Origin of the sequence: Hydrogenobaculum sp. Y04AAS1, from assembly GCF_000020785.1 — a bacterium.
Taxonomy (GTDB): Bacteria; Aquificota; Aquificia; order Aquificales; family Aquificaceae; genus Hydrogenobaculum.
The window spans coordinates 516,806-538,509 of record NC_011126.1 but is presented as its reverse complement, the minus strand read 5'-3'; the positions used below and the strand labels follow the sequence as shown (position 1 = coordinate 538,509).

At 35.4% G+C, this 21,704-nt stretch carries 26 protein-coding genes and 2 riboswitches; of the genes, 16 read left to right on the top strand and 10 right to left on the bottom strand.

The annotated features are described in order from the left end of the window. Window positions 1-17: 17 nt before the first annotated feature. The 3 genes from HY04AAS1_RS03025 (at window position 18) to HY04AAS1_RS03020 (ending at window position 1,900) form a co-directional block, all read left to right on the top strand. Window positions 18-1,091, top strand: a complete 1,074-nt coding sequence (locus HY04AAS1_RS03025; protein WP_012513646.1) for a PilT/PilU family type 4a pilus ATPase — start codon at window positions 18-20, stop codon at window positions 1,089-1,091. After that, window positions 1,088-1,231 (top strand): hypothetical protein, encoded by a 144-nt coding sequence (locus HY04AAS1_RS08480; protein WP_012513645.1) that lies wholly within the window; start codon window positions 1,088-1,090, stop codon window positions 1,229-1,231. The genes HY04AAS1_RS03025 and HY04AAS1_RS08480 overlap by 4 nt, the downstream gene beginning before the upstream one ends. 66 nt (window positions 1,232-1,297) lie before the next feature. Beyond that, window positions 1,298-1,900, top strand: coding sequence for a peroxiredoxin (locus HY04AAS1_RS03020; RefSeq protein WP_012513644.1), 603 nt, complete (start codon window positions 1,298-1,300; stop codon window positions 1,898-1,900). A 51-nt stretch (window positions 1,901-1,951) separates the two neighbouring features. Here HY04AAS1_RS03020 and HY04AAS1_RS03015 read toward each other — a convergent pair whose 3' ends face one another. Genes HY04AAS1_RS03015 through HY04AAS1_RS03000 form a run of 4 tightly spaced genes read right to left on the bottom strand, consistent with a single transcriptional unit; the run spans window position 1,952 to window position 4,624 of the window. Further along, a complete protein-coding gene (locus HY04AAS1_RS03015; RefSeq protein ID WP_012513643.1) occupies window positions 1,952-2,812 on the bottom strand; it encodes a DUF1641 domain-containing protein in 861 nt (286 codons plus the stop codon). Window positions 2,813-2,823: 11 nt separating this feature from the next. Next, entirely contained in the window at window positions 2,824-3,969 is a 1,146-nt protein-coding gene (locus HY04AAS1_RS03010) for an FAD/NAD(P)-binding oxidoreductase (protein WP_012513642.1), read from the bottom strand. 21 nt (window positions 3,970-3,990) lie between these two features. Further along, complete coding sequence (locus tag HY04AAS1_RS03005) at window positions 3,991-4,218, bottom strand: sulfurtransferase TusA family protein (RefSeq protein ID WP_012513641.1); 228 nt, start codon at window positions 4,216-4,218, stop codon at window positions 3,991-3,993. A gap of 10 nt (window positions 4,219-4,228) precedes the next feature. Further along, window positions 4,229-4,624: a DsrE/DsrF/DrsH-like family protein gene (locus HY04AAS1_RS03000; protein ID WP_012513640.1), complete on the bottom strand. Its 396-nt coding sequence runs from the start codon at window positions 4,622-4,624 to the stop codon at window positions 4,229-4,231. 171 nt (window positions 4,625-4,795) lie between these two features. Between HY04AAS1_RS03000 and thrB the strand changes: the two genes are divergently transcribed. The 8 genes from thrB (at window position 4,796) to HY04AAS1_RS02960 (ending at window position 12,853) form a co-directional block, all read left to right on the top strand. Further along, the gene (gene thrB / locus HY04AAS1_RS02995; protein ID WP_012513639.1) at window positions 4,796-5,677 is read left to right on the top strand and encodes a homoserine kinase; all 882 of its coding nucleotides are present in this window, start codon (window positions 4,796-4,798) and stop codon (window positions 5,675-5,677) included. Then, entirely contained in the window at window positions 5,671-6,657 is a 987-nt protein-coding gene (gene mtnA, locus HY04AAS1_RS02990) for an S-methyl-5-thioribose-1-phosphate isomerase (protein WP_012513638.1), read from the top strand. Before thrB ends, mtnA begins: the two co-directional genes overlap by 7 nt. Before the next feature lie 2 nt (window positions 6,658-6,659). Beyond that, window positions 6,660-7,634 carry a YvcK family protein gene (locus HY04AAS1_RS02985; RefSeq protein ID WP_012513637.1) on the top strand — a complete coding sequence of 325 codons (975 nt, stop codon included), beginning with the start codon at window positions 6,660-6,662 and terminating at the stop codon, window positions 7,632-7,634. Next, the gene (gene nadB / locus HY04AAS1_RS02980; protein ID WP_012513636.1) at window positions 7,621-9,156 is read left to right on the top strand and encodes an L-aspartate oxidase; all 1,536 of its coding nucleotides are present in this window, start codon (window positions 7,621-7,623) and stop codon (window positions 9,154-9,156) included. The genes HY04AAS1_RS02985 and nadB overlap by 14 nt, the downstream gene beginning before the upstream one ends. A 90-nt stretch (window positions 9,157-9,246) precedes the next feature. Beyond that, window positions 9,247-10,362: a radical SAM protein gene (locus HY04AAS1_RS02975; RefSeq protein ID WP_012513635.1), complete on the top strand. Its 1,116-nt coding sequence runs from the start codon at window positions 9,247-9,249 to the stop codon at window positions 10,360-10,362. A 63-nt stretch (window positions 10,363-10,425) separates the two neighbouring features. After that, a complete protein-coding gene (locus HY04AAS1_RS02970) occupies window positions 10,426-11,448 on the top strand; it encodes a flagellar basal body P-ring protein FlgI (protein WP_337954086.1) in 1,023 nt (340 codons plus the stop codon). Window positions 11,449-11,460: 12 nt separating this feature from the next. After that, on the top strand, window positions 11,461-11,823 hold the full coding sequence (locus tag HY04AAS1_RS02965) for a hypothetical protein (RefSeq protein WP_012513633.1): 363 nt from the start codon (window positions 11,461-11,463) through the stop codon (window positions 11,821-11,823). Further along, complete coding sequence (locus tag HY04AAS1_RS02960) at window positions 11,810-12,853, top strand: DnaJ C-terminal domain-containing protein (RefSeq protein WP_012513632.1); 1,044 nt, start codon at window positions 11,810-11,812, stop codon at window positions 12,851-12,853. Before HY04AAS1_RS02965 ends, HY04AAS1_RS02960 begins: the two co-directional genes overlap by 14 nt. Before the next feature lie 2 nt (window positions 12,854-12,855). Here the strand turns inward: HY04AAS1_RS02960 and HY04AAS1_RS02955 are convergent, their stop codons facing one another. Both HY04AAS1_RS02955 and murC read right to left on the bottom strand, forming a co-directional pair. Further along, the gene (locus HY04AAS1_RS02955) at window positions 12,856-13,623 is read right to left on the bottom strand and encodes a glycosyltransferase family 2 protein (protein WP_012513631.1); all 768 of its coding nucleotides are present in this window, start codon (window positions 13,621-13,623) and stop codon (window positions 12,856-12,858) included. Continuing rightward, entirely contained in the window at window positions 13,610-14,959 is a 1,350-nt protein-coding gene (murC, locus tag HY04AAS1_RS02950) for a UDP-N-acetylmuramate--L-alanine ligase (RefSeq protein WP_012513630.1), read from the bottom strand. The genes HY04AAS1_RS02955 and murC overlap by 14 nt, the downstream gene beginning before the upstream one ends. A 108-nt stretch (window positions 14,960-15,067) precedes the next feature. Next, window positions 15,068-15,153, top strand: a riboswitch (Fluoride riboswitch). Window positions 15,154-15,175: 22 nt separating this feature from the next. Here murC and crcB point away from each other — a divergent pair. The 5 genes from crcB to pyk are packed head-to-tail and all read left to right on the top strand — an operon-like array spanning window position 15,176 to window position 18,985. After that, window positions 15,176-15,544 carry a fluoride efflux transporter CrcB gene (crcB, locus tag HY04AAS1_RS02945; protein WP_012513629.1) on the top strand — a complete coding sequence of 123 codons (369 nt, stop codon included), beginning with the start codon at window positions 15,176-15,178 and terminating at the stop codon, window positions 15,542-15,544. Beyond that, window positions 15,541-15,852 (top strand): DUF190 domain-containing protein, encoded by a 312-nt coding sequence (locus HY04AAS1_RS02940; RefSeq protein WP_012513628.1) that lies wholly within the window; start codon window positions 15,541-15,543, stop codon window positions 15,850-15,852. Before crcB ends, HY04AAS1_RS02940 begins: the two co-directional genes overlap by 4 nt. After that, on the top strand, window positions 15,849-16,148 hold the full coding sequence (locus tag HY04AAS1_RS02935) for a DUF190 domain-containing protein (RefSeq protein ID WP_012513627.1): 300 nt from the start codon (window positions 15,849-15,851) through the stop codon (window positions 16,146-16,148). The genes HY04AAS1_RS02940 and HY04AAS1_RS02935 overlap by 4 nt, the downstream gene beginning before the upstream one ends. After that, window positions 16,141-17,529: a chloride channel protein gene (locus HY04AAS1_RS02930; RefSeq protein ID WP_012513626.1), complete on the top strand. Its 1,389-nt coding sequence runs from the start codon at window positions 16,141-16,143 to the stop codon at window positions 17,527-17,529. The genes HY04AAS1_RS02935 and HY04AAS1_RS02930 overlap by 8 nt, the downstream gene beginning before the upstream one ends. A 22-nt stretch (window positions 17,530-17,551) precedes the next feature. Beyond that, window positions 17,552-18,985, top strand: a complete 1,434-nt coding sequence (pyk, locus tag HY04AAS1_RS02925; protein WP_012513625.1) for a pyruvate kinase — start codon at window positions 17,552-17,554, stop codon at window positions 18,983-18,985. Here the strand turns inward: pyk and HY04AAS1_RS02920 are convergent. From HY04AAS1_RS02920 to HY04AAS1_RS08420, 4 genes are all read right to left on the bottom strand, one after another. Next, window positions 18,982-19,353 carry a HEAT repeat domain-containing protein gene (locus HY04AAS1_RS02920; protein ID WP_012513624.1) on the bottom strand — a complete coding sequence of 124 codons (372 nt, stop codon included), beginning with the start codon at window positions 19,351-19,353 and terminating at the stop codon, window positions 18,982-18,984. The genes pyk and HY04AAS1_RS02920 overlap by 4 nt on opposite strands. Window positions 19,354-19,377: 24 nt before the next feature. Beyond that, window positions 19,378-20,589, bottom strand: a complete 1,212-nt coding sequence (locus HY04AAS1_RS02915; protein WP_012513623.1) for a class I SAM-dependent methyltransferase — start codon at window positions 20,587-20,589, stop codon at window positions 19,378-19,380. Window positions 20,590-20,715: 126 nt separating this feature from the next. Further along, window positions 20,716-21,447: a prenyltransferase/squalene oxidase repeat-containing protein gene (locus HY04AAS1_RS02910; RefSeq protein ID WP_012513622.1), complete on the bottom strand. Its 732-nt coding sequence runs from the start codon at window positions 21,445-21,447 to the stop codon at window positions 20,716-20,718. A gap of 2 nt (window positions 21,448-21,449) precedes the next feature. Continuing rightward, window positions 21,450-21,605 carry a hypothetical protein gene (locus tag HY04AAS1_RS08420; RefSeq protein ID WP_012513621.1) on the bottom strand — a complete coding sequence of 52 codons (156 nt, stop codon included), beginning with the start codon at window positions 21,603-21,605 and terminating at the stop codon, window positions 21,450-21,452. A 21-nt stretch (window positions 21,606-21,626) separates the two neighbouring features. Further along, a riboswitch (Fluoride riboswitch) is annotated at window positions 21,627-21,695 on the bottom strand. Between the last annotated feature and the right edge of the window lie 9 nt (window positions 21,696-21,704).

The window sequence follows — 21,704 nt, the reverse complement described above, 5'->3', positions numbered from 1 at the left end:
TATGATATAATATTTATATGCTTTTAGAAATATTGTCAAAAGCCAAAGAAGCTTCAGTTTCGGATATTCACCTAAAGGTAGGTGCAAAACCTTTTTTTAGAGCACATAAAAAACTATACCAAGAGGAGTCTTTACAAGTAATCACAGAACAGGATATGCAAAATATTGTGCAGGAGCTTACAAAAAAGTATCCAGCCAAGCTAAATGAATTTCAAGAAAGAGGAGAAATAGATATATCTTATGAAACAAATTTTTCAAGATACAGGGTAAACATATACAAGCAAAAAGGATATACAGCTATAGCTCTAAGAGTGTTATCAAACTTTATACCTCGCCCAGAAGAGATAAACCTGCCAAAGGTAATGGAAGATGTTGTGCTAAAGTATACAAAAGGTATTATATTGGTAACAGGTCCCACTGGCAGTGGTAAATCCACAACACTTGCTTCGTTAATAGATAGAATAAACGAGGTTTACGATAGAACAATTATAACCATAGAAGACCCTATAGAATACGTTTATAAAGATAAAAAATCTTACGTAGTCCAAAGAGAGGTTGGGCTTGATACCATGTCTTTTCAAAGTGGTCTAAGGGCAGCTTTAAGAGAGGACCCGGATGTAATACTTGTAGGTGAAATAAGGGATACAGAAACTGCTCTAATAGCTCTTCAAGCCGCTGAAACCGGACACCTTGTTTTTTCTACACTTCATACAATAGATGCAAAAGAAACCATAAATAGATTTATAGGCATGTTTCCACTGGAGATGCGAGAGCAAATAAAACTCATGCTAGCAGGTTCTCTTGTTGCTATTTTTAGCCAAAGGTTGTTACCAAGAGTTGACAAGTCTGGAGTAATTCCAGCGATAGAAATTCTTCTAAATGTAGGTGCCGTAAAAGATATATTGTTGGACCTTACAAGGCTAGATGAAATACCAGAGCTTTTAAGACGCAACAAAGCAGCCTACGGTACCCAGGACTTTGATACACACTTGTTAGAGCTATATAACAGAGGTATTGTATCGAAAGAAACAGCGCTTTTACAAGCATCCAAACCTCAGGACATGGCATTAAAGATGCAAGGTATAACATGATACAAAATCTGTCTGGAGATTCCAAGTTATTTCTAATAAACGTTGTATGGGCTTTTTTGCTTTTTTTTGGTATCATAGGTTTTGTTTTTATTAAAAGCCTAAAAAAAGAGAAAACAGAAAAAAAAGATGAGTTTGATTAAAATCATTGAAAACTAATTTAAAATTATTATTATTTAATAGCAAATCTTATTTAGGAGGTAAGAAATATGTCAGAGCATGTTCATGTTGGCATGATGGTACCAGATTTTGAAATGGAAACCTATAATCCAAAGACTGGGTCCTTTGGAAAATTTAGCTTAGCAGAAGCTAAAGCAAACAAAAAATGGACAGTATTGTTTTTCTATCCTGCTGACTATACTTTTGTATGTCCCACAGAACTGGCTGATCTTAAGAACATTCAAGATGAGCTTGAAAAGAACGGCGTTGAGCTCATATCTGTTAGCACAGACACAAAGTATGTGCATTTAGCTTGGGCTAGAGATGAAAAACTTTTGGAAGGTATAAAATTCCAAATGGGAGCCGATCCTACTAGTAAGGTTTCAAGGCTTTTTGCAGTGTATGATGAAAACACAGGACTTGCTTTAAGAGGTACATTTATAATAAACCCAGAAGGTAAGTTGGTAGCATCAGAGGTAAACTTCTACAACGTTGGTAGAAATGCCGATGAGCTTTTAAGAAAAATAAAAGCTAACATATATCTTATGAGCCATCCAGATGAAGCCTGCCCTGCCAAATGGCAAGAAGGTGCTAAAACTTTAAAACCATCGGAAGCTTTGGTGGGTAAAGTCTACGAAGCCTTAAACTCTTGAAATAACTCTTAAAATCATTTTCACCGTCCCATGTATGGGACGGCTTTCAATTTAGCATGTCTGACAACCTGTTGCTTTGGCAAGCCCTTGCGGCATATTTTTTATAAGAGCTAACACAAACATAATGCTTTGAAGTGTCTGAGGATCTTTAAGCTCTTTCAATAAACCAAATAAACTTGGTTTTTGTTCTTTTTCGGAAAACTCCTTAGTGGTTTTGTTTACAGATTCCAGTAGATAGCTTCCTATACTTTGGGCTCTTAAAGAGGCAAAATAGTCTATAGTGTCAACTACAACAGATGCCACCCTTTCTAGCATGGAGTCAGAAAGGGCATTTCTTACGGCAACGAGTGCTTTTGCAGTATCTACAAGAGCTTCCATACCACCATCTTTAGCCAAAGTAGTAAGCATAGGAATCATAGTTTTTAGCTCGGCACTTCTAACCTCGTCTGTGAGCTCACCCAGTTCTGCCATAAAAGAAACAAGCCTTTCTAACATAGAATCGGTAAAAGCGTTATCAATCACCGCCAAAGTGTTGGAAAAGCTTATTATGGCGTCTATAGATTTATTTAGGGCATCTGCGTTTTTAGCTATTTTTTCTATAACCTCCATAAGCTGAGAGTTTGATATATAATCGGTAAGCTCCACGATTTTTGACAAGCTAACTGTAAGCCTTTCTAACATAGAATCGGTAAAAGCGTTGTTCATTGCATTTATAGCCGACAAAAGCCCAAATACGGCATCCAAAGAAGATTCTAAGGTTTCAGCGTTTTTGGATAGCTTATCTATTGTATTAAGGAGTTTAGAAGAGGCTATTGCATCAGATAACTCTGCTATGGTGGATACACTGTTTGCAAGCCTTTCCACCATTGAGTCTGTCAAAGCATTTGTAGCTACGTCCAAAACCTCTTCCATAAAATCCCTCCTTACAAGACACCTCTTGCAGTTAACCAATACATACGGTTATATCCTAACTTCAACCAGTGTATCATTTTGGATGGTGGCATAGGACTTGGCGGAGTGGTATAGTTAAAGTGTATATAGGTACCTTTATCAAAACCTGTTTCTATAAAGCACATGACTTTACCGTCGTAGTCTCTGGCTGGATGACCTTCTTTTATTTCAGCTATAAGGTTATCTGCTACTACATCAGATTCAAAGTGAGCGGTAGAACCTGCTTTCGAAATAGGTAAGTTTGTGGTATCTCCAGCCACGTAAACGTTTTCATAACCTTCATATTTTAGGCTATGTCTATTTGTTGGTACCCAACCATCATTTGAAATACCAGAATCTATAATAGCTTGGGCTCCCCTGTGAGAAGGTATTGTAATAAGCAAATCACATTCAACGGTAGAGCCTTCTGCGCTGTGAACAGCTACGGACCCATTATGAGCTTCCACTTTTTCCATGTTAAACAGCGTTTCGTATTTTATGCCTCTTCTTTCAAACTCTGGGACACCCCACTGGGCTACTGGCTCTAGCGCGTGTATTCTACCTATGGGATAGGTATAATATATTTCTACTTTATCCCTAATACCTTTCTTGTTAAAATAATCATCCAACATAAATGTTACCTCGAAAGGAGCTACAGGGCACTTATGAGGTACCCCCATAGCTATGGCTATCCTACCCTTTTCAAACTTTCTTAGTTTTTCTCGTAACTCTGTTGCACTTTCTAACGTGTAAAACATGTTTCCGTGTTCTTTGAGCCCTGGTATTAACTCTGGCATTGGTCTTGAACCTGTGGCTATCACAAGGTAGTCATACTTTAGCTTTTTACCTTTTTCCGTATGTACTTCACACGCTTTTGGATCTATACCTACCACCGTATCGTGGTGGAAGATGATAGAAGGAGCCAACAAGCTTCTTTGGTCTCTTATAAGCTCATCTGGTCTCATTTTATCAAAGAGCACATATAAAAACCCCGGTTGGTAAACATGCTTATCATCTTTGCTGACCATCGTTATCACAACTTCAGCCTTTGATAGCTCCTCTTTTAAGCCTCTTGCCAAAAGGTTAGCTATTATTGTGCCAGCTACTCCACCACCTACTATTACAACGTGCTTTGCCATATGCTTTACCTCCTTTTTAGCTTACTTGGTTCTTTTTACAACGATGGACCAATATCCATCTTTTTCTTCTACTCCTACCATTTCATGACCTACTTTTTTTACCCAATCTGGTATATCTTTTGCCGATCCCTTGTCGGTAGATAATACTTCTATGGTAGTGCCTACGGGATTTGACTTTATAGCAGCTATAAGCTCCATCAAAGGCCCCGGGCAAAAGCTTCCTCTTGCGTCAATTACCTTATCAGCCATTCAAACCTCCTCATATAAATAGAATTTTTGCATCTTCAGCCATATCAAGAAAAGATGTAAGGCCTATGATATCGTCAAACAAACCCTCTTCCAAATCTTCCATGTGCCATCCTAAAACATCCATTGCCATAGAGCATGCGTATATTTTTACATCTCCAAGCATCTTTATTTGTTTTAATATATTTATAAAATTAGGAACGTTTTTACTCAGCATAAGTTTAGAAAATTCTCCCTCAGGTATAATTCTGTCTTTTAGCTCTTTACCTTTTTGAAAAGCCAAAACACCGTTCATGGAGACAAAAAATAAAACTTCTCCACCTACAGTAGCGTGTATTGAGGCCATCATAGCGGCCAATTGAATTTTCTCATGAACTTGAGTGGATATTACGAAAGCTAATTTGCCCATAACTTCCTCCTGTCTTTTTATTTAATTTTAGCAACTAAGTTTTAACTATTCCATAAATGTTATTTATTTATTGTGTAAAATATGCTTATAAGAGTATATAAATATATACTAATATTAAAAATGACTGTTTATTTCATTGAATAAAAATGTTTTATATGTTAATATTTTAAGATGGAGTTTATACTAAAAGTCCCGGCTTCTATGAGCAATTTAGGGGCTGGCTTTGATACATTTGGTCTGGCAGCCAATCTTTACAATGTTTTTCATGTTAAAAGCTCAAGAACATTTTCTATATCTTTTATAGATTTAGATATAAAACCAGAAGAAAATCTTTTTTTAAAAGTGTATAAAAGATGTATAGAAATTTTTAACGAAGAAGAAATGCCTGTTAGTATTACGATAAAAACTGAAATACCTTTTTCAAGGGGGCTTGGTAGTAGCAGCAGTGCTATAATAGGAGCGATAAAAACCTTTAGTTTGTTGTATGAAAAAGAACTTTCTTATAGAGATATTTTTAAAATAGCTTACGAATTTGAACCTCATCCTGATAATTTAGTTCCAGCTTTGGTAGGTGGGTTTAACGTGTGCTTAAAAGATGAAGAACAGACATTCTTTAATACGATAGATTTTCCAGAAGAGCTAAAAATAATAGCTATTATACCAGATATAAAGATACCAACGGAAGAAGCAAGAAAGATACTTCCAACTAAAATAGATATAAAGGACGCAATTTATAACATACAAAGATCAAATCTACTGCTTAGTTCTCTTGTTTTAAAACGTTTTGAGCTTTTAAAAGAAGCTGTGAAAGATAAGCTTCATCAACCTTATAGAAAAAGCTTGATACCATTTTACGACGATATAGAAAAAATAGCTTATGATAGTGGTGCAAAGGCAGTTTTCATAAGTGGTTCTGGTAGCACGATAGGTATTTTTGCATTAGAAAATGAAGAGATTATCGGCAAAACCTGTGTAGAGTTTTTAAAATCAAAGGGTGTTGATGGTACGTATAAAATGCTTTCGGTAGATAAAGAAGGAGCAAGAGTATGTTAGAGTTAAAAAGTTTTTATTTTAAAGACGATATACTCTACATATTAGACCAAAGGAAGCTTCCCCACGAAGAAGTTTATTTTGAAGCAAAAAATGTAGAGGATGTAGCTTATGCTATAAAGGCCATGCTTGTAAGAGGGGCACCTGCTATAGGTTGTGTAGCAGCATATGGATTTGCTATTGGTATAAAAGACGGCTTAGATGTGGAAAAGGTTTACGATATATTATCAAATACAAGGCCTACTGCTGTAAATTTGTTTTGGGCTTTAAATAGAACGAAAGAAGCGTATTTTGAAAACAAAGATCTTTTAGAAGAGGCAAAAAACATAGAGCAAGAAGATATAGAAGCAAATAAAAGAATGTCAGAGTTTGGGGCTTCTTTGATAAAAGAAAAATCTGTTGTACTAACACACTGCAACACTGGAGCTTTGGCTACTGCTGGTGTAGGAACAGCACTTGGTGTTATAAAAGAGCTTTATAAACAGGGTAAAATAGATTATGTTTTAGTGGATGAAACAAGACCTTATTTACAGGGTTCAAGGCTTACGGCTTTCGAGCTTTTAAAATCAAATATACCACATAAAATAATAGTGGATTCTTCAGCCCCTTTTCTTATATCAAGAGGTATAGTAAAGGCTGTTTTTGTAGGTGCGGATAGAATAGCTTCCAATGGAGATACAGCTAACAAAATAGGTACTTTTATGCTCTCTTTGGCTTGCAAAGCTTACAACATTCCGTTTTACGTAGTAGCTCCAACTTCTACAATAGATTTCAACGCAAGGTCTTTTAAGGATATACCTATAGAAGAAAGATCAAAAGATGAGGTTTTGAAGTGCAAAGACGCTTTTGTAGCTCCTGCTGGGTCTGAAGCCATAAATTATTCTTTTGATATAACGCCAGCTCAAAACATCAGTGCTATAATAACAGAGAACGGGATAGCATACTATCCTTATGTTGAGAGTTTAAAAAACTTTAAGGAGTAAATATGAATATAGTAGCCATAGGAGGAGGTACCGGATTATCAAGCCTTTTATCTGGTCTTAAGAGGCTTGTGGGAAAAAATGTAGATAATTTATACGCTATAGTTACTGTAGCAGATAGTGGTGGAAGCACCGGTAAGCTAAGGAAAATATACAACATACCAGCTCCTGGGGATATAAGAAACTGTATAGTGGCTTTATCAGAGCACGAAGAGATAATGAAGAAACTTTTTCAGCATAGGCTAAAAGGAGAAGGGTTAGAAAATCACGCATTTGGAAATTTGTTTCTTACGGCTCTTACAGAAATAACTGGTAGCTTCGTGGAGGCCATAAAGTTAACTTCAAAGATATTGGACACGAAAGGAAGTATTATACCGTCCACTACAGATAGCGTTGATCTTGTGGCAAAGTTTAGCGACGGAGTTATAGTAAAAAATGAAGAAGACATAACAAACTACGGAAAGCAGAAAAAAGCCCATATAGTAGATATCTGGATAGAACCAGAAAATCCTTTTGTACCCATAGAGGCTATAGCGGCTATAGAAAGCGCAGATTTTGTAATATTTGGGCCTGGTAGTTTGTATACCAGCATAGTACCAAATCTCCTTATCAAAGAAATAAGAGAAAGTGTAAAAAACTCCCCAGCTAAAAAAATATTTATATGCAACGTCATGACACAACCAGGAGAAACAGACGATTATACAGCTTATGATCATATAAATATGTTTAGAAGGTTTACACAAATAGAGTGCATAGATGTAGCAATAGTAAATACAAAGATGCCCCCAAACGACATTTTGAAAAAGTATATAGCTACTGGCCAAGAGCCGGTGGTACCAGATGTGGCAAAAATATCCAAAGAAAATATAGATGTATATGCAGAAGATCTGATAAGTGAAAATATATCTTTTGTAAGACACGATCCCATTAAATTAACAAATTTATTAGAACAGGTGATGGGAAAGTATGTATTATATTGAGTTTGATACAGATTTTATGCCAAACAAAGAAACGGATATAATAGTAATAGGTAGTGGTATAGCTGGTCTTTTTTGTGCTATCACTCTTAAAAACTTAAAACTAGACCCGGTGGTTATAACAAGAGGCATTGGAAACACCTACTATTCTCAAGGTGGAATAGCAGCCGTTGTATCCAAAGAAGATTCTACTGCTTGGCATGTTTTAGATACACTAAGGGCTGGAAGAAACTTAGGAGATGTAAAAAATATAGAGATTTTAGCTCAAGAGGGTCCAAATCGCATAGTAGATTTAGAGCTTTACGGTGTTAACTTTGATAAGAGAGAAGATAGTAGTTTTGAAACTACAATAGAAGGCGGCCATTCTTACAAAAGAGTTTTAAAAGTAAAAGATTATACTGGCAAAGCTATATACGAAGCACTTTTTAAGAAAGCCAAAGAGTTAAATATAAGGATATTAGAAGGAGAGCTTTTAGAAATTATAACAAAAGATAACGCTTTGGTAGGTTGCATAGTAGAACAAAACGACGAGCTTGTTTTTTGGAAATCAAGGTTTTTAGTTTTAGCCACAGGCGGGGCAGCCTCTATGTACTCTCACACGTCAAACCCCCTTAAAACAAGGGCAGATGTAATAGGAATAGCCCTAAGAAGAGGATTTTTAATAGAAAATCCAGAGTTTGTTCAATTTCACCCTACTGTATTTGAAAATACAAACCTCCTTATATCTGAAGCTGTAAGGGGAGAAGGTGCAATACTGGTAAATCAAAACAACGAAAGATTTGTAAACGAGCTAGAACCTCGTGATGTGGTGGCAAGGGCTATATATAGAGAGATGCTAAAAGGAAACAAAGTTTATCTTGATATGAGAAATCTTAAAGTAGATATAAAAACAAGATTTCCTACTATATATAATTTTCTCATAGAGCATGGATTAGATCCTTACAAAGATCTTGTTCCTATTACACCGGCAGCCCACTATTATATAGGTGGCATAAGAACGGATGAGAACGGTGAAACTACCGTAGACGGTGTTTACGCCATAGGAGAAGTAGCTAGTACAAGAGTACATGGAGCCAATAGACTAGCCTCAAACTCTCTTTTGGAAGGGGTTGTTTTTGGACACAGGGCAGCTTATTCTATAGCTTTATCAAAAAGATCTTTTAAGCTTTTAAAAGCAAAAAACCAAAGATCAACAGCAAAAGATACAGATTGCCAACAATATTTTGAAACAATAAAAAATACGATGTGGCAATACGCTGGTCTTGAAAGAACAGAGGAGGGACTTCTTTATGCCATTAAAAAGATAAGAGAGATTATAAAGTTTTGTATAGAGGCAAAGCCCACAAAGAAAAATAAAATCATATTTGATGTGAGTTTGTCAGCTTACGCTACTTTACAAGGGGCCTTAAAAAGAAGAGAGAGTAGAGGCTGTCATTTTAGGTCTGATTTTCCTTATGAAAAAGATGAATATAGGTATAATACGAAAATATGTTTAGAAGATTCGTTGGAGAATTTACTTGATTAACTTATTTTGCTTTTGCCATAAGAAAATCTTATATATATAAAAGCTATATAACATTATAATTATATTGTTAGACTAAGTAGGAGGTTATTTATGAACAAAGTTCTTTTAGATACGTTGACTACTCAAAAAGAAAGTCCAGAATATCTTCAGATAAGCATGGCAGCAGCCATGACGCTTGGTTTGGTGCCGGGGACATTTTATAGGAATGCAAAATTAAGTTGTATAAATACACTTCTTACTTATCCTTCTGGATGTCATGCCAACTGCGCTTACTGTGGTCTTCAGAAGGCGAGAGAAGAAGAATTTTCAAAAAGAAATTTCATAAGAGTCGAATGGCCTACTATCAAACTAGATGATATATTGGAAAAGGCCAAGCAAGTAGGACACGTAGAAAGGCTATGCATAGCTCAAATAACACATCCTCGTTCCATAAGAGATACAAAAACTGTTTTAGAAAAGGTATTATATGAGCTTGGAGATCAAATATTTGTTTCTCTTCTTATAAACGCCACTGGTACTAGATATCAAGATATAGAGGACTATAAAAAATTAGGAGCGGATACTGTAACGGTAGCTCTAGACTGTGCTACACCAGAACTTTTTGAAAAGATAAGGGGAAAATCTCTAAATAGCCCTCATAAGTTTGACTATTTCTGGAAAGTGCTTGAGTGGTCAGCTGAAGTTATGGGAGATGGGTTTGCCGGATGTCACCTAGTAGTAGGTTTAGGAGAAACAGAGCAAGAAATGATAGAACGTATACAAAAAGTAAGAGATCTAGGTGCTAGAACGCACTTGTTCTCTTTCTGGCCGGAAGAGGGTTCTTTGATGGAAAATGAAAAACCATGTCCAGCCCCTCAATATAGAAGAGTACAAATGGCAAGATACATAATAGACAACGAATACGGTAGATATGAAGATATGAAGTTTAACGAAAAGGGTCAAGTTATAGATTTTGGCATTAAAAAGGATTTGTTTGAAGAATTGTTTGCTAGCGGTAAACCATTTATGACAGCTGGTTGCAGAGGTAAAACCACAGAAGTGGCTTGTAACAGACCTTTTGGAGACAGCTCACCTACAAACTTAAGAAGTTTTCCTTTTCAACCAAACAAATCAGACTTATCCAACATAAGAGAGCAGATGTTTGATTACGATATGGAAAAAGCTTATCCTGATTTCTTAAACCCAAGCACTGGTAGATATTTCTAATTTTTATGTAGGAGGCTTTTGCCTCCTATTGACTTATAATATTTCTTATATAAATTTATGTTTATGAAAAGAGTTTTATGGCTTTTGTTGTTAATAAATTTATCTTTTGCAGTAAAAATAAGAGACATAGTGACATTTGAAGGAAATAGAAGCAACGTGCTAATAGGTTATGGTATAGTAAGCGGTTTAAACGGTACAGGAGATAGCAAAGCTACTATATTTACAGTTGATTCTTTAGTAAATGTATTATCTAGGATGGGAATAAATTTCACGCCAGCCCAGATAAATCAGATGACTACAAAAAATGTGGCAGCGGTAATGGTTACTGCAAAAGTCCCACCATATGCAAAAGCTGGTACACCTTTAAATGTTACAGTCTCTTCCATAGGTGATGCCAAAAGTTTACAAGGTGGTGTACTTCTTATGACTCCACTAAAGGGGCCAGATGGTAGAGTTTATGCCTTAGCTCAAGGTCAAATAGTAGTTCCTGCTACTGGTGGAAATACTATAAATCAAAATTTAAACAGCGGGTATATTCCAGATGGTGCTACTTTGGAAAGAAGTTTACCTTTTACAATGCCAAAAAAGTATATAGATTTATATCTAAACTACCCAAGCTTTAATACTGCAAACGCTATACAAGATGCTATAAACAACAAGTTTGGATACGGGACAGCTGTGGCAATAGATAGCGACACGGTAAGGGTAAAATTACCTCCATACAACGCCGTTGATTTTCTATCGATGGTAGGGGATTTAAATGTTCATGTTCACAATCCGTCTAAAATCATAATAGATAGCAGGACAGGTACTATAGTAATGGGAGGAGATATAAGGATATCGCCTGTGGCTGTGGCTTCTGGTAATATATCTGTAGAGGTAAGACAAGCTCCCGCTAATCCACAGCAAGCAAACAAAACTACTAAAAACGGTAAAAAATACAGCATATTTTTTGTAAAAGCTCCTACGTTAAGACAACTTGTTAGTTCTTTAAACAGTGTTGGAGCAAAACCGTCAGATATAATAAATATAATAGAAGCTATGGCAGCCCAAGGGGCCATTCATGCAAAAGTAGAAGTAGAGTAAAGGAGATGAAACATGACAGATTTTAAACCAAATCTTGTAAACCCAAATTATTTGCTTCCTCCTGAAAACTTTGCAAACGAGTTTTCCAATTTAAACAACAAAGAAAAAATCAAAAAGTCTTCAGAGCAATTTGAGGCTTTTTTCTTGGAAGAGATATTAAAAGAAGCTTACAAATCTTTTGCAAGCGAAAATGATTTTCAAGCAAACACATATCAGGATATGTTTTTTCAAAATATAGCTAAAGTATTAAGTGAAGCTGGAGGTGTTGGGTTTGGTAAGTTTATAGAAAAAGCCGTAGAACAGGAGATAAAAGATCAACATCAAACAAATTTATTAAACCAAGAAACTGGCAACAAAATAAATGGCAAGGCTTAAAGATTACTACGCTGTGTTGGGCGTAAAGAAAGATGCCACAGAACAAGAGATAAAAGCAGCTTACAGACAATTAGCCAAAGAGTATCACCCAGATGTTAACAAAGATTATGAAGATCTTTTTAAAGAAATAAACGAAGCCTACAGTGTTTTAAGCGATAAAGAAAAAAGAGCTGAATACGATAGTCTTCTTATAAACCCTGACGAAAATAAAATTAGGAATTTTACAGAATATATTCAGGAGTTTATAAACTCGATATTTAACGGAGAAAAAGAGCAAAAGCCAAAAAAAGGTGAAGATATAAAGCTTAAAATTTTTTTAACGTTAGAAGAAGCCTATCTTGGTGCATCAAAAGAGGTAGAGTACGAGAAATGGATTCCATGTCCAGATTGTGGTGCAAAAGGATATATAGGAGAAGCAGAAAAAGCAAAATGTGAGGCTTGCGAAGGCACTGGCAAGAGAGTAAGCGGCATTTTTTCTTTTCCAAGACCTTGTTCAGTGTGTAGAGGAAGAGGCTATATAATAAAAAACGCCTGTAGCACATGTCTTGGAAGAAAAAGAATAGCAAGAAAATCAAAAATCATAGTACAGATTCCTCCTCAAACTAACGACGGGGATATACTGAAAGTGATTGGTAAAGGACATGCTGGTTTTGGCAACAGAGAACCCGGTGATTTATACTTAAGAGTTTTTATAAAAGATCATGAGATTTACAAAAAAATTGGAAACGATATACATGTAGAACTTCCTATTAGCTACGCAGATGCAGTCTTAGGAGCAAACATAAAGTTTAGATGGATAGATGGTAAAGATCTTGATGTATTCATACAACCCGGCGCCGAGTGTGGTTCTCAAAAAGTAATTCCAGGGCTTGGTTTTCAAAACGGCAACCTCATTTTTCATATTAAAATCCAAATACCAAAACAACTATCTAAAAAACAGCAAAAACTAATAGAAGAACTAAGAAAATTAGACCAAGAAGAAAACAACAAATCTATCTTTGGCATTGTAAAAAGCATATTTGGTAAGTGAATTTATTTCCAAAGCTCTTTTTCTTTGGATTTTTGGCATTCGTATAAAAAAGCGTATTTCATAAACACATAAAACATACCAGAAAAAGCTATGATAAGTCCTTTTGTGCCTTCTTTATATCCGGCTTTTAATATAAAAAATTTAAAAAAGATCCAAAAGGGGTTTAGGATAAGATTGTAAACATGAAAGGGCTTATTGTTTTTACACATGATATCGGCGCTTGTTTTTGCGTATTTTAATGTTCTTTCAAACTGATCTTTTAGGTTTTTAAAAGAATAGTGGTTTAAATAGCCTTTTAGCTCATAATATTTGTGGTGATTGCATATGACCTTTTCGTGAAGATCACCGCTATATTTACAAACATCTTTTTTAAAAACTCTTATAAGCTTTTCATCGTTCCATATATGTTTTAAAAAATCTCCCATGTAAAATGTACGTCTTGTTATTATACCTATCTCATAATCTGATGATAAAAAATCTTTTAAAGAGTTTTTAAGCTCATCCGATAGTTCTTCATCGGCATCTAAGATAAAAACAATATCGTTTTTGGCTTTTGATATACCAAAGTTCTTCTGGGCCGCATAGCTTATCCATTCGTTAAATATGACTTTGGCTCCGCATGATTTTGCAATATCTATGGTTTTGTCTGTAGAACCTGAATCTATTACAAGTATCTCATCTGCTACATCTTTTATGCTATCTATGGCTCTTTTTATGTTTTTTTCTTCGTTTTTTGTAAGAATTACAAAAGATATTTTACGTCTTTGCATATTCATGAGACCATTGGCCTATAGAACCAGCCCCCATAAACACAATAACGCTATCTTTTAGCTCATCAAGTCTATCAAAAAGCTCTTCTTTTGATGGTATATAAACACACTCTTCTTTTGATACTTTGTTTATCATATCTAAAGAAGAAATACCAAACGTATTTTCCTCAGAAGCCCCATATATATCAAGTAAGAATACCTTATCTAAGCTTTTAAAAAGATCTACAAAATCATCTATAAGATAGTAAGTTCTTGAATATCTATGAGGTTGGAACACCACTACTATATTTTTGTCTTTATATTTTGATTTTAGGGCTTCGTAAACGCTTTTTATCTCCGTTGGATGATGTCCGTAATCATCGTAGATGAGGTTTGTGTTTTTTTCACCGACAAATTCGATCCTTCTTTTGGCGTTTTTAAAGCTTTTAAGAGCGTCTCTTATAACAGGTTGTTCTATTTCCATAAGTGTTGAAACGGCTATTGAAGCAAGTGCGTTGTAAACGTTGTGGATACCTGGGATTTGAAGCTCTATTGTGTTTAGTTTTATACCTTTGTAAAATACATCAAAACGGGTGTTGTCGCTGTTAAAAACTATATTTTTAGCTTGAAAATCCCCAGATTCTATCCCGTAAGTGATTATCTTTTTATGTATTTTTGATAATATAGACCTAACACCGGTATCGTCTATATTTACCACCGATGCTCCGTAAAAAGGTACGTTGTTTATAAACTTTACAAAGGCTTCTTTTATATCTTCATAATCTTTGTAGTATCCAATATGCTCTTTGTCTATATTTGTAACTACGTTTATAACAGAGTTTAGTTTTAAAAAAGATCCATCAGACTCATCGGCTTCAGATATCAAAAGCTCGCTTTTTCCAAGCACTGCGTTTGAACCAAAGGTCTGTAAGATACCACCTATTAAAACAGTAGGATCTAGTCCAGCTATATGTGATATATGAGAAATCATAGATGTGGTGGTAGTTTTGCCGTGAGAGCCTGATATGGCTATACCCTCTTTCATCCTAAACAAATCTGCCAACATATCCCCTCTTGATATCACTTGAAGACCAAGCTCTTTGGCTTTTAAAAGCTCTTCGTTTACATTTGATATAGCAGACGAATACACTACTACTTCTTTGCCTATCACATTTTTAGCATCATGTCCTATATAGATGGTGGCTCCTTTTTCTTTTAGTTCCTTTATAACATCGTTTTGTCTAACATCAGAGCCAGATACCTCATAACCCATATCAAGCAGTATCTTAGCGATACCGCTCATACCTATACCACCAATACCTATAAAATGAAACTTTCTAAATTTTTCTCTAAACATTTGTTATATTATAGCACCAACACAAAATAAACAATTTTGTATAAAAAATTTTTTATATATAATGATACCTATCATAGAAAGCATTTAGATGTTTTGTTATAATAACCTCAGGTTTAAGGAGATGGCGTTCTCCTTGATGCTCATAAAAGCATCAAAACCGCCTCACATATAAGGCTAATAACGCCTACCTGCTCTATATATTTTTGAGGAGGCTATGTGAACTACTTAGCGGTTCTTGTAGGTGGTGGTGTAGGTGCTTTGGTGAGGTATCTAGTATCTATTTTTATTCAGAAGTTTGTGCCAAACTTTCCTCTTGGTACAATGGTGATAAATACAACGGGAGCGTTTTTAATAGGGTTTTTAAGCATATACCTAACTGAGGTGATAGATGCTCCTCCAAATATAAGACTTCTTCTTATAACAGGCTTTCTTGGTGGATATACGACATTTTCTACATTTACATTAGAAGGCATAGGTCTTATAAACAATGGAGATTATTTAAAAGCTTTTTATTATATAGTGGGCACAAACGTAATTGGGTTTTTATTTGTGGCTCTTGGTAGATTTTTGGGAGGTTTGTTATGAAAGGGTATCTTCTTCAAATACTTATAGAGCATGGGATAAAGTATAAAGGTAAATCTTTGTGCAGTAGCATAGAGCATGTTTGCATGGAAAACAATATTCACGGTGCAACGGTGTTCAGAGCTATAGAGGGTTATGGTAAATCCCGTAAAATACATCATCATGGTTTATTTGAAAAAAATGAACCAATAGCCGTTGAAATCATAGACACAAAAGAGAATATAGAAAAAATATTACCTGTATTAAAAAATATACTTCAAGAGTTAAACACAGGTCTTATAACCCTTGAAGAGGTGGAGATAGTAAGATGAAGAAGCTAAGAATATACTACAAAGAGCAAGATAAAATAGGGCATAAAAATGTAAAAAATTATATCTATGGGCTTTTAGAAGAAATTGGTATAAAAGGCGCCACTATATACGAGTCAATTTATTCTTATGGACCCTCTGGCCGGGTTTCAAACGAATATATAGAAGTAGAATCTTATAATCCGGGCATGAAGATGGAGATAGTAGATGAAGATGAAAAAATAAACACTCTTGTAGACAGACTAAAAGACAAAAATATTCATATTGTTATAGCAGATTGCCAGGTAGTGCATGGATAATATATTCCACAAGATAGGTAGTTTTATATCAAGGCAAGATTATTTTTTAAAGTGGTTTATACTTGGGCTAATAAACGGTGTTGTATCTGGGCTTGGTGCTCTTTTCTTTTATTATAGTTTAAAGCTTTGCGAGTTTATATTTTTTAACAAAATCCTTCATTATCATATACCATCTCCCACTGGTGAGGAACCAAACAACCTTATTTTTAAGCCGGGATTGGTTTATCTACTACCCATTGTAATAGCTTTTGGTGGTTTTATAGCCGGATTCATAGTGTTTAAGTGGGCTCCGGAGGCTGAAGGTCATGGCACAGATGCTGCTATAGATGCCTATCACAACAAAAAAGGTTTTATAAGAGATAGGGTGATTTTTATAAAATCAATAGCTTCTGCCATTACTATAGGATCTGGTGGTTCTGCTGGAAGAGAAGGTCCTACGGCGCTCATATCTGCAGGGATAGGCTCTTGGCTTGCAAGACTTTTGGGGCTCAGCGAAAAAGATAGAGAAAGGATGTTGGCCTTAGGTATAGGAGCAGGTATAGGCACTATCTTTAAAGCTCCCATAGGTGGTGCTATCTTAGGAGCTGAAATCCTTTACAAATCTGATTTACAAGCCGATAACATATTTCCTGGGCTTGTGGCTTCTGCTGTAGGATATTCTATATTTGGAAGTATCGTTGGTTTTGTTCCTGTGTTTGGGTATTATTTGCAAAATTTTAACCCTCTAAGATTGCCCCTTTATATAATCTTAGGTATCGTGTGCGGAATCGTTGGACGCATATATGCAAAAACATTTTATTATTTTAAAGATAATCTTTTTAAAAGCCTAAAAACAAACATATATTTAAAACCTGTCATAGGTATGTTTTTAACAGGTATTATAGGTATGGCTTTCCCGGAGGTTTTAGGAACTGGTTACGGTTGGCTTCAGGGTGCTATAGATACAAAGTTTAGTATGTTTGATACATACGGTATTCCTCTTTTTATATTCTTTGTTTTGTTGGCTTTTATAAAAATAATAGCCACATCTTTGACGGTAGGTTCTGGAGCTTCTGGGGGTGTGTTTGCACCGGGGCTTTTTATAGGTGGATTTTTAGGAGCGGGGCTTGGTATTGTTTACCATCAGCTTTTTCCGTCTTTGGTGAATACAAGTCATATAGGTGGTTTTGTGATAGTTGGTATGCTGGCTTTGTTTGGCGCCGCTGGTAAGGCTCCTGTGGCAGTGACTCTTATGGTGGTAGAGATGACGGGTAGTTATCAGCTTTTACCAGCTTGTATGTTGGCGGTGGCGGTAGCTTACCTTATATCTGGAGATTATTCTATATACAAATCCCAAGTAAAAACAAGAGAAGATTCACCCGCTTACAAAAGCTTGGCTTAAAATTATAATAGGAGGGGGTAAGATGATAGATTTTCCAAAAAGTAAAACAAAGATCGTATGCACCATAGGACCAGCTTCACAAGAGGTTGAAACTCTTACAAAGATGATAGAAAATGGAATGAACATTGCAAGGATAAACTTTGCTCATGGGAGTTTTGAAGAGCATGAAACTGTTGTAGAAAATATAAGAAAAGCCTCAAAAATAGTAGGCAAAGATGTAACGATAATGGGAGATTTACCGGGACCAAAGATAAGAATAGGGGATATCAAACCGATGGAGATTAAAAAAGGAGATATCCTCATCTTATCAGAAAAGCCCCAAGAAGGAGTAATACCAATAAATTTTAAGGATTTTAGTAAGTATGTGAAAGTAGGTGATAGTATATACATGAACGATGGTTTTGTAGAGCTAATGGTGGAGAAAGTAGAAGATGATAAAGTATACGCCGTTAGCCTAAGCGCCGGTAAAATCTCTTCTCACAAAGGCGTAAATTTACCAAATGTAGACCTTCCGGTAAGAGCCATCGGTGATTATGAAAAAAGATGTATCGATTTTGCTAAAAAGATAGATATGGATGCTATAAGCGTATCCTTTGTAAAAGACCAAAGAGATGTAATAGATGCAAAAGAATATTGCAACACCATAGATTATCATCCTTTTATAATAGCTAAAATAGAAAGACCACAGGCTTTAAAAAATATAGATGAGATTTTAGAAGCCTCGGATGGTATCATGGTGGCAAGAGGGGATCTTGGCATAGAAACACCTATAGAATGTATAGCTATGGCCCAAAAACATATCATCAAAAAAGCCAACTTAGCTGGAAAACCTGTGATAACAGCTACCCAAATGCTTGAATCCATGATAGAAAGCCCAAGACCCACAAGGGCAGAAGCCTCAGATGTTGCCAACGCCATATTGGATGGTACAGATTGTATCATGGTATCTGAAGAGTCAGCGATAGGAAAACACCCAGATTTGGTGGTATCTACGTTGGCAAATATAGCAGCGTGCGTTGAAAAAGAGTTTGACAAAAACCCTATCTACAAAGCTTTTTTGCAAGAGCTATCAACTTTAAACACCTTAGAAGATATAATGGCATACAACGCTTTTAACATGGCAAAGCATATAAACGCATCTCTTGTGATTGTACCCACCACCAGCGGTACTACAGCAAGGCGTATGAGCAAGTTTAAACTCCCTGTTTGGGTGCTTGGTATCACACGTGATGAGAGGGTGAAAAAACATTTGGGGTTTTCTTACGGGGTTTTTGGCTTTTACGATCAAAACCCTCCCACCGACAAATACAGTGTAAACGCTTGGAAAGAGTATATAAAAAACATCGTTGGAGATAATCTTTATAAAAGCCTACAAAACACTTACGCAGTGCTTCTCAGAGGACCTTCTAAAAGAAATAAAGACGTTGGTAACTCTTTGGAGGTTATAAAACTCTAGTATTTATTAAGATGATCTTCTAAAAACTTTCTTAGTATGGCGTTTTTATCAAAGTTATGATGCTTAAGACAATCTATAGCTTCTTTGGTTGATATAGACAAAAGGGCTTTGACGATAGCCATTAGCTCGTAGGTGTCTTTTTCTTCTGATAGCATACTACAAAGCTTAGGAACAGCTTTTTGATTTTTTCTTTTTTCTATTACTTCTATTACAAGCATTCTATTCTCTGGTATTGGGTTATCAAGGCCGTATAAGAGTTTTTCATCAAAATCAAGAGATGTAAAATGATAGATATCTTTCCCGCAATTGGGACATATCCTTTCATCCCCTTTTAGTTCAGCCCAGCAATAAGGACAAAACCATTTCATTGCTCTATTCCTTTATTCATAGGTTCAATATGAATAATCATAGCTTAATTTATTAATAGTTATAGGGCTAAGGAATTGTCTTTTTATAACAGGGTATTCATTAAGTACACCTTTAGAAAAAAGAATTTGAAAAAGATGATTGGAACCGGTCAGGAACGATACCGCAGAACCTATTAAGTAAAGGTCCCACATGCGGAAGAACTCCTCGCCATTTTTTTTCACAACTTCTTCGGCATGCTTATAAAATCTTTTTCTCCACTCTTGAAGCGTCTTGTAATAATGGAGTCTCCAATCATCTATATCTATAAGGTTGAATTCTGACCCTTTGGTTGCTTCGATTATTTCGGTAAGTGCAGGTAAATATCCTCCGGGAAATATGTACTTTCTTATCCACTTGCTCTGGCTTTCTGGCAAAACCTTTCCTATGGTGTGAAGGAGGAAAAGGCCTTTTTCTTCAATAGTATTGTGTACTATTTTAAAGAAGTCTTTATGTCTTCCTTTACCTACATGCTCAAACATACCTACCGAAACTATTTTGTTAAACTTCTCTCCAAGGCTTGGTAGATCTTCATAGTGCATTAGATAAACTCTTGTTCTACTACTTAGTCCATTGTTTTCTATCTTTGATTTTACATAATCGTATTGGTTTTTTGAAACCGTTATACCTACAGCTTCTATGTTGTATAGTTTTGATACTTCAAGAATTATGGCACCCCAACCACAGCCTATATCCAATAATTTATCCCCATCGGTAAGTTGCAGTTTCCCATATATAATCTTCCTTTTTTCCTTTTGCGCCATCTCTAAACTCTGATGTGCATCTGTAAAAAAAGCACAAGAATATGTCATAGAATCATCAAGCCAAAGCTTATAAAAGTCGTTGCCAAGATCATAATGACTTCTTACTTCCTTTTCCTCAGTAAACTTCAGAAGTCCGGTATATTTAAGAATATTTCTAAATAAACTATTTCTAAAATTTTTCTCTTGTTTATTTTCTTCAAGATAATTAAGGCAGGCCACTAAAAATCTCTCAATATCTCCATCTATCTCTATGGCTCCTTTCATATATGCCTCTCCAAAGCCCATTTCAGGATCTTTTAGTATGTTTAATATAACATTCTTATCTTTGACTTTAACTTTGCAATTACCACTACCGAGAACTCTACCGTCTGGAAGCTCGACGCATAGTCCTTCTTCTAACTTTTTACTAACCTCCTGAATTAAAGATTCTAACATTTATAACCTCCTCATTTTATTTTTCTTACACAAGATAAAGCCTCACTTGAGCCTATCAAAAATTTTTGCACTCGTCTTTTGCCTAAAATATTTATTATCATCATTCTACTTTCTATATTTCTTTATTCATAGGTTCAATATGAAAATACCGCAGTAGTTTGATCTTAAATCTGGTAGTGCTTCTTTGGTTTCTGAAAAAGCACCGTATTTGTCCTGGGTCATAAGTACAAACTCTTTTGCTTTTGAAATGTACTTTAATTCTCTGTTTAGAGCTTTTAAAAGCCAATAACCTGCATAAAGAGTTGAAATGTTTGTATATTTTAAGTTAGGGATTGGCACTATGCCTAAATCCTTGTCAAAATAAGGGTCTATATCTTTTTCCAAATTACTTGTTATTGCATATATTAAAGAAACCGTTTTTATATCTGATTTATCTATAGAGCTTATAAAATGCTTGGTTTTTTCTTCAGAGTATCCTATATCGTAGTATGCTGATATCCTTTTAAACATCAGTATCCTTAAAAGTTCTAAGTTTATATCTTCTAATTGTTTAGTGGATATCTCAAAGCGTAGCTCAACGTCTTTTCTATATGTTCTAGGATCTTCTTTTAAAAGCTCAATACATCTAATAGAATAATAATATTTTTCAAGTGTATCAGCCTCTAAAAATGAGTTTAGGATATATCGGATAGTTTTATCAGATATACTTTTACCAAACATTATGAGCGTTCTTATGGCATAGTAAGTATCGTAAATGTTTGATTCTTCCAAATATATATGCCTATAAAACGAATACCCGCCATCGCTACACAGCTTAGACATCACATATTCTACAGATTTTTCAATAGCTTTTTCCATCTTTATATACCCCTCCATATATTAATTGCGAAAGCTTCAGAAATATTTATTGGAAACGTACCAGAGAAAAAATTGGACACATCTTTTTGGTCAAAACCTACGAAGATATGTCTTATCAAAGCTTCAATGCCGCCTACAAGCGATGCAGGATAGTTCATAAAACCTCCTAAAATATCTTAGAGCTTGTAGGCGTTATCAGCCTCTTTTGAAGGAGGCGCTTAAAGGAGAACGCCATCTCCTTGTGGTTATATCTTAAC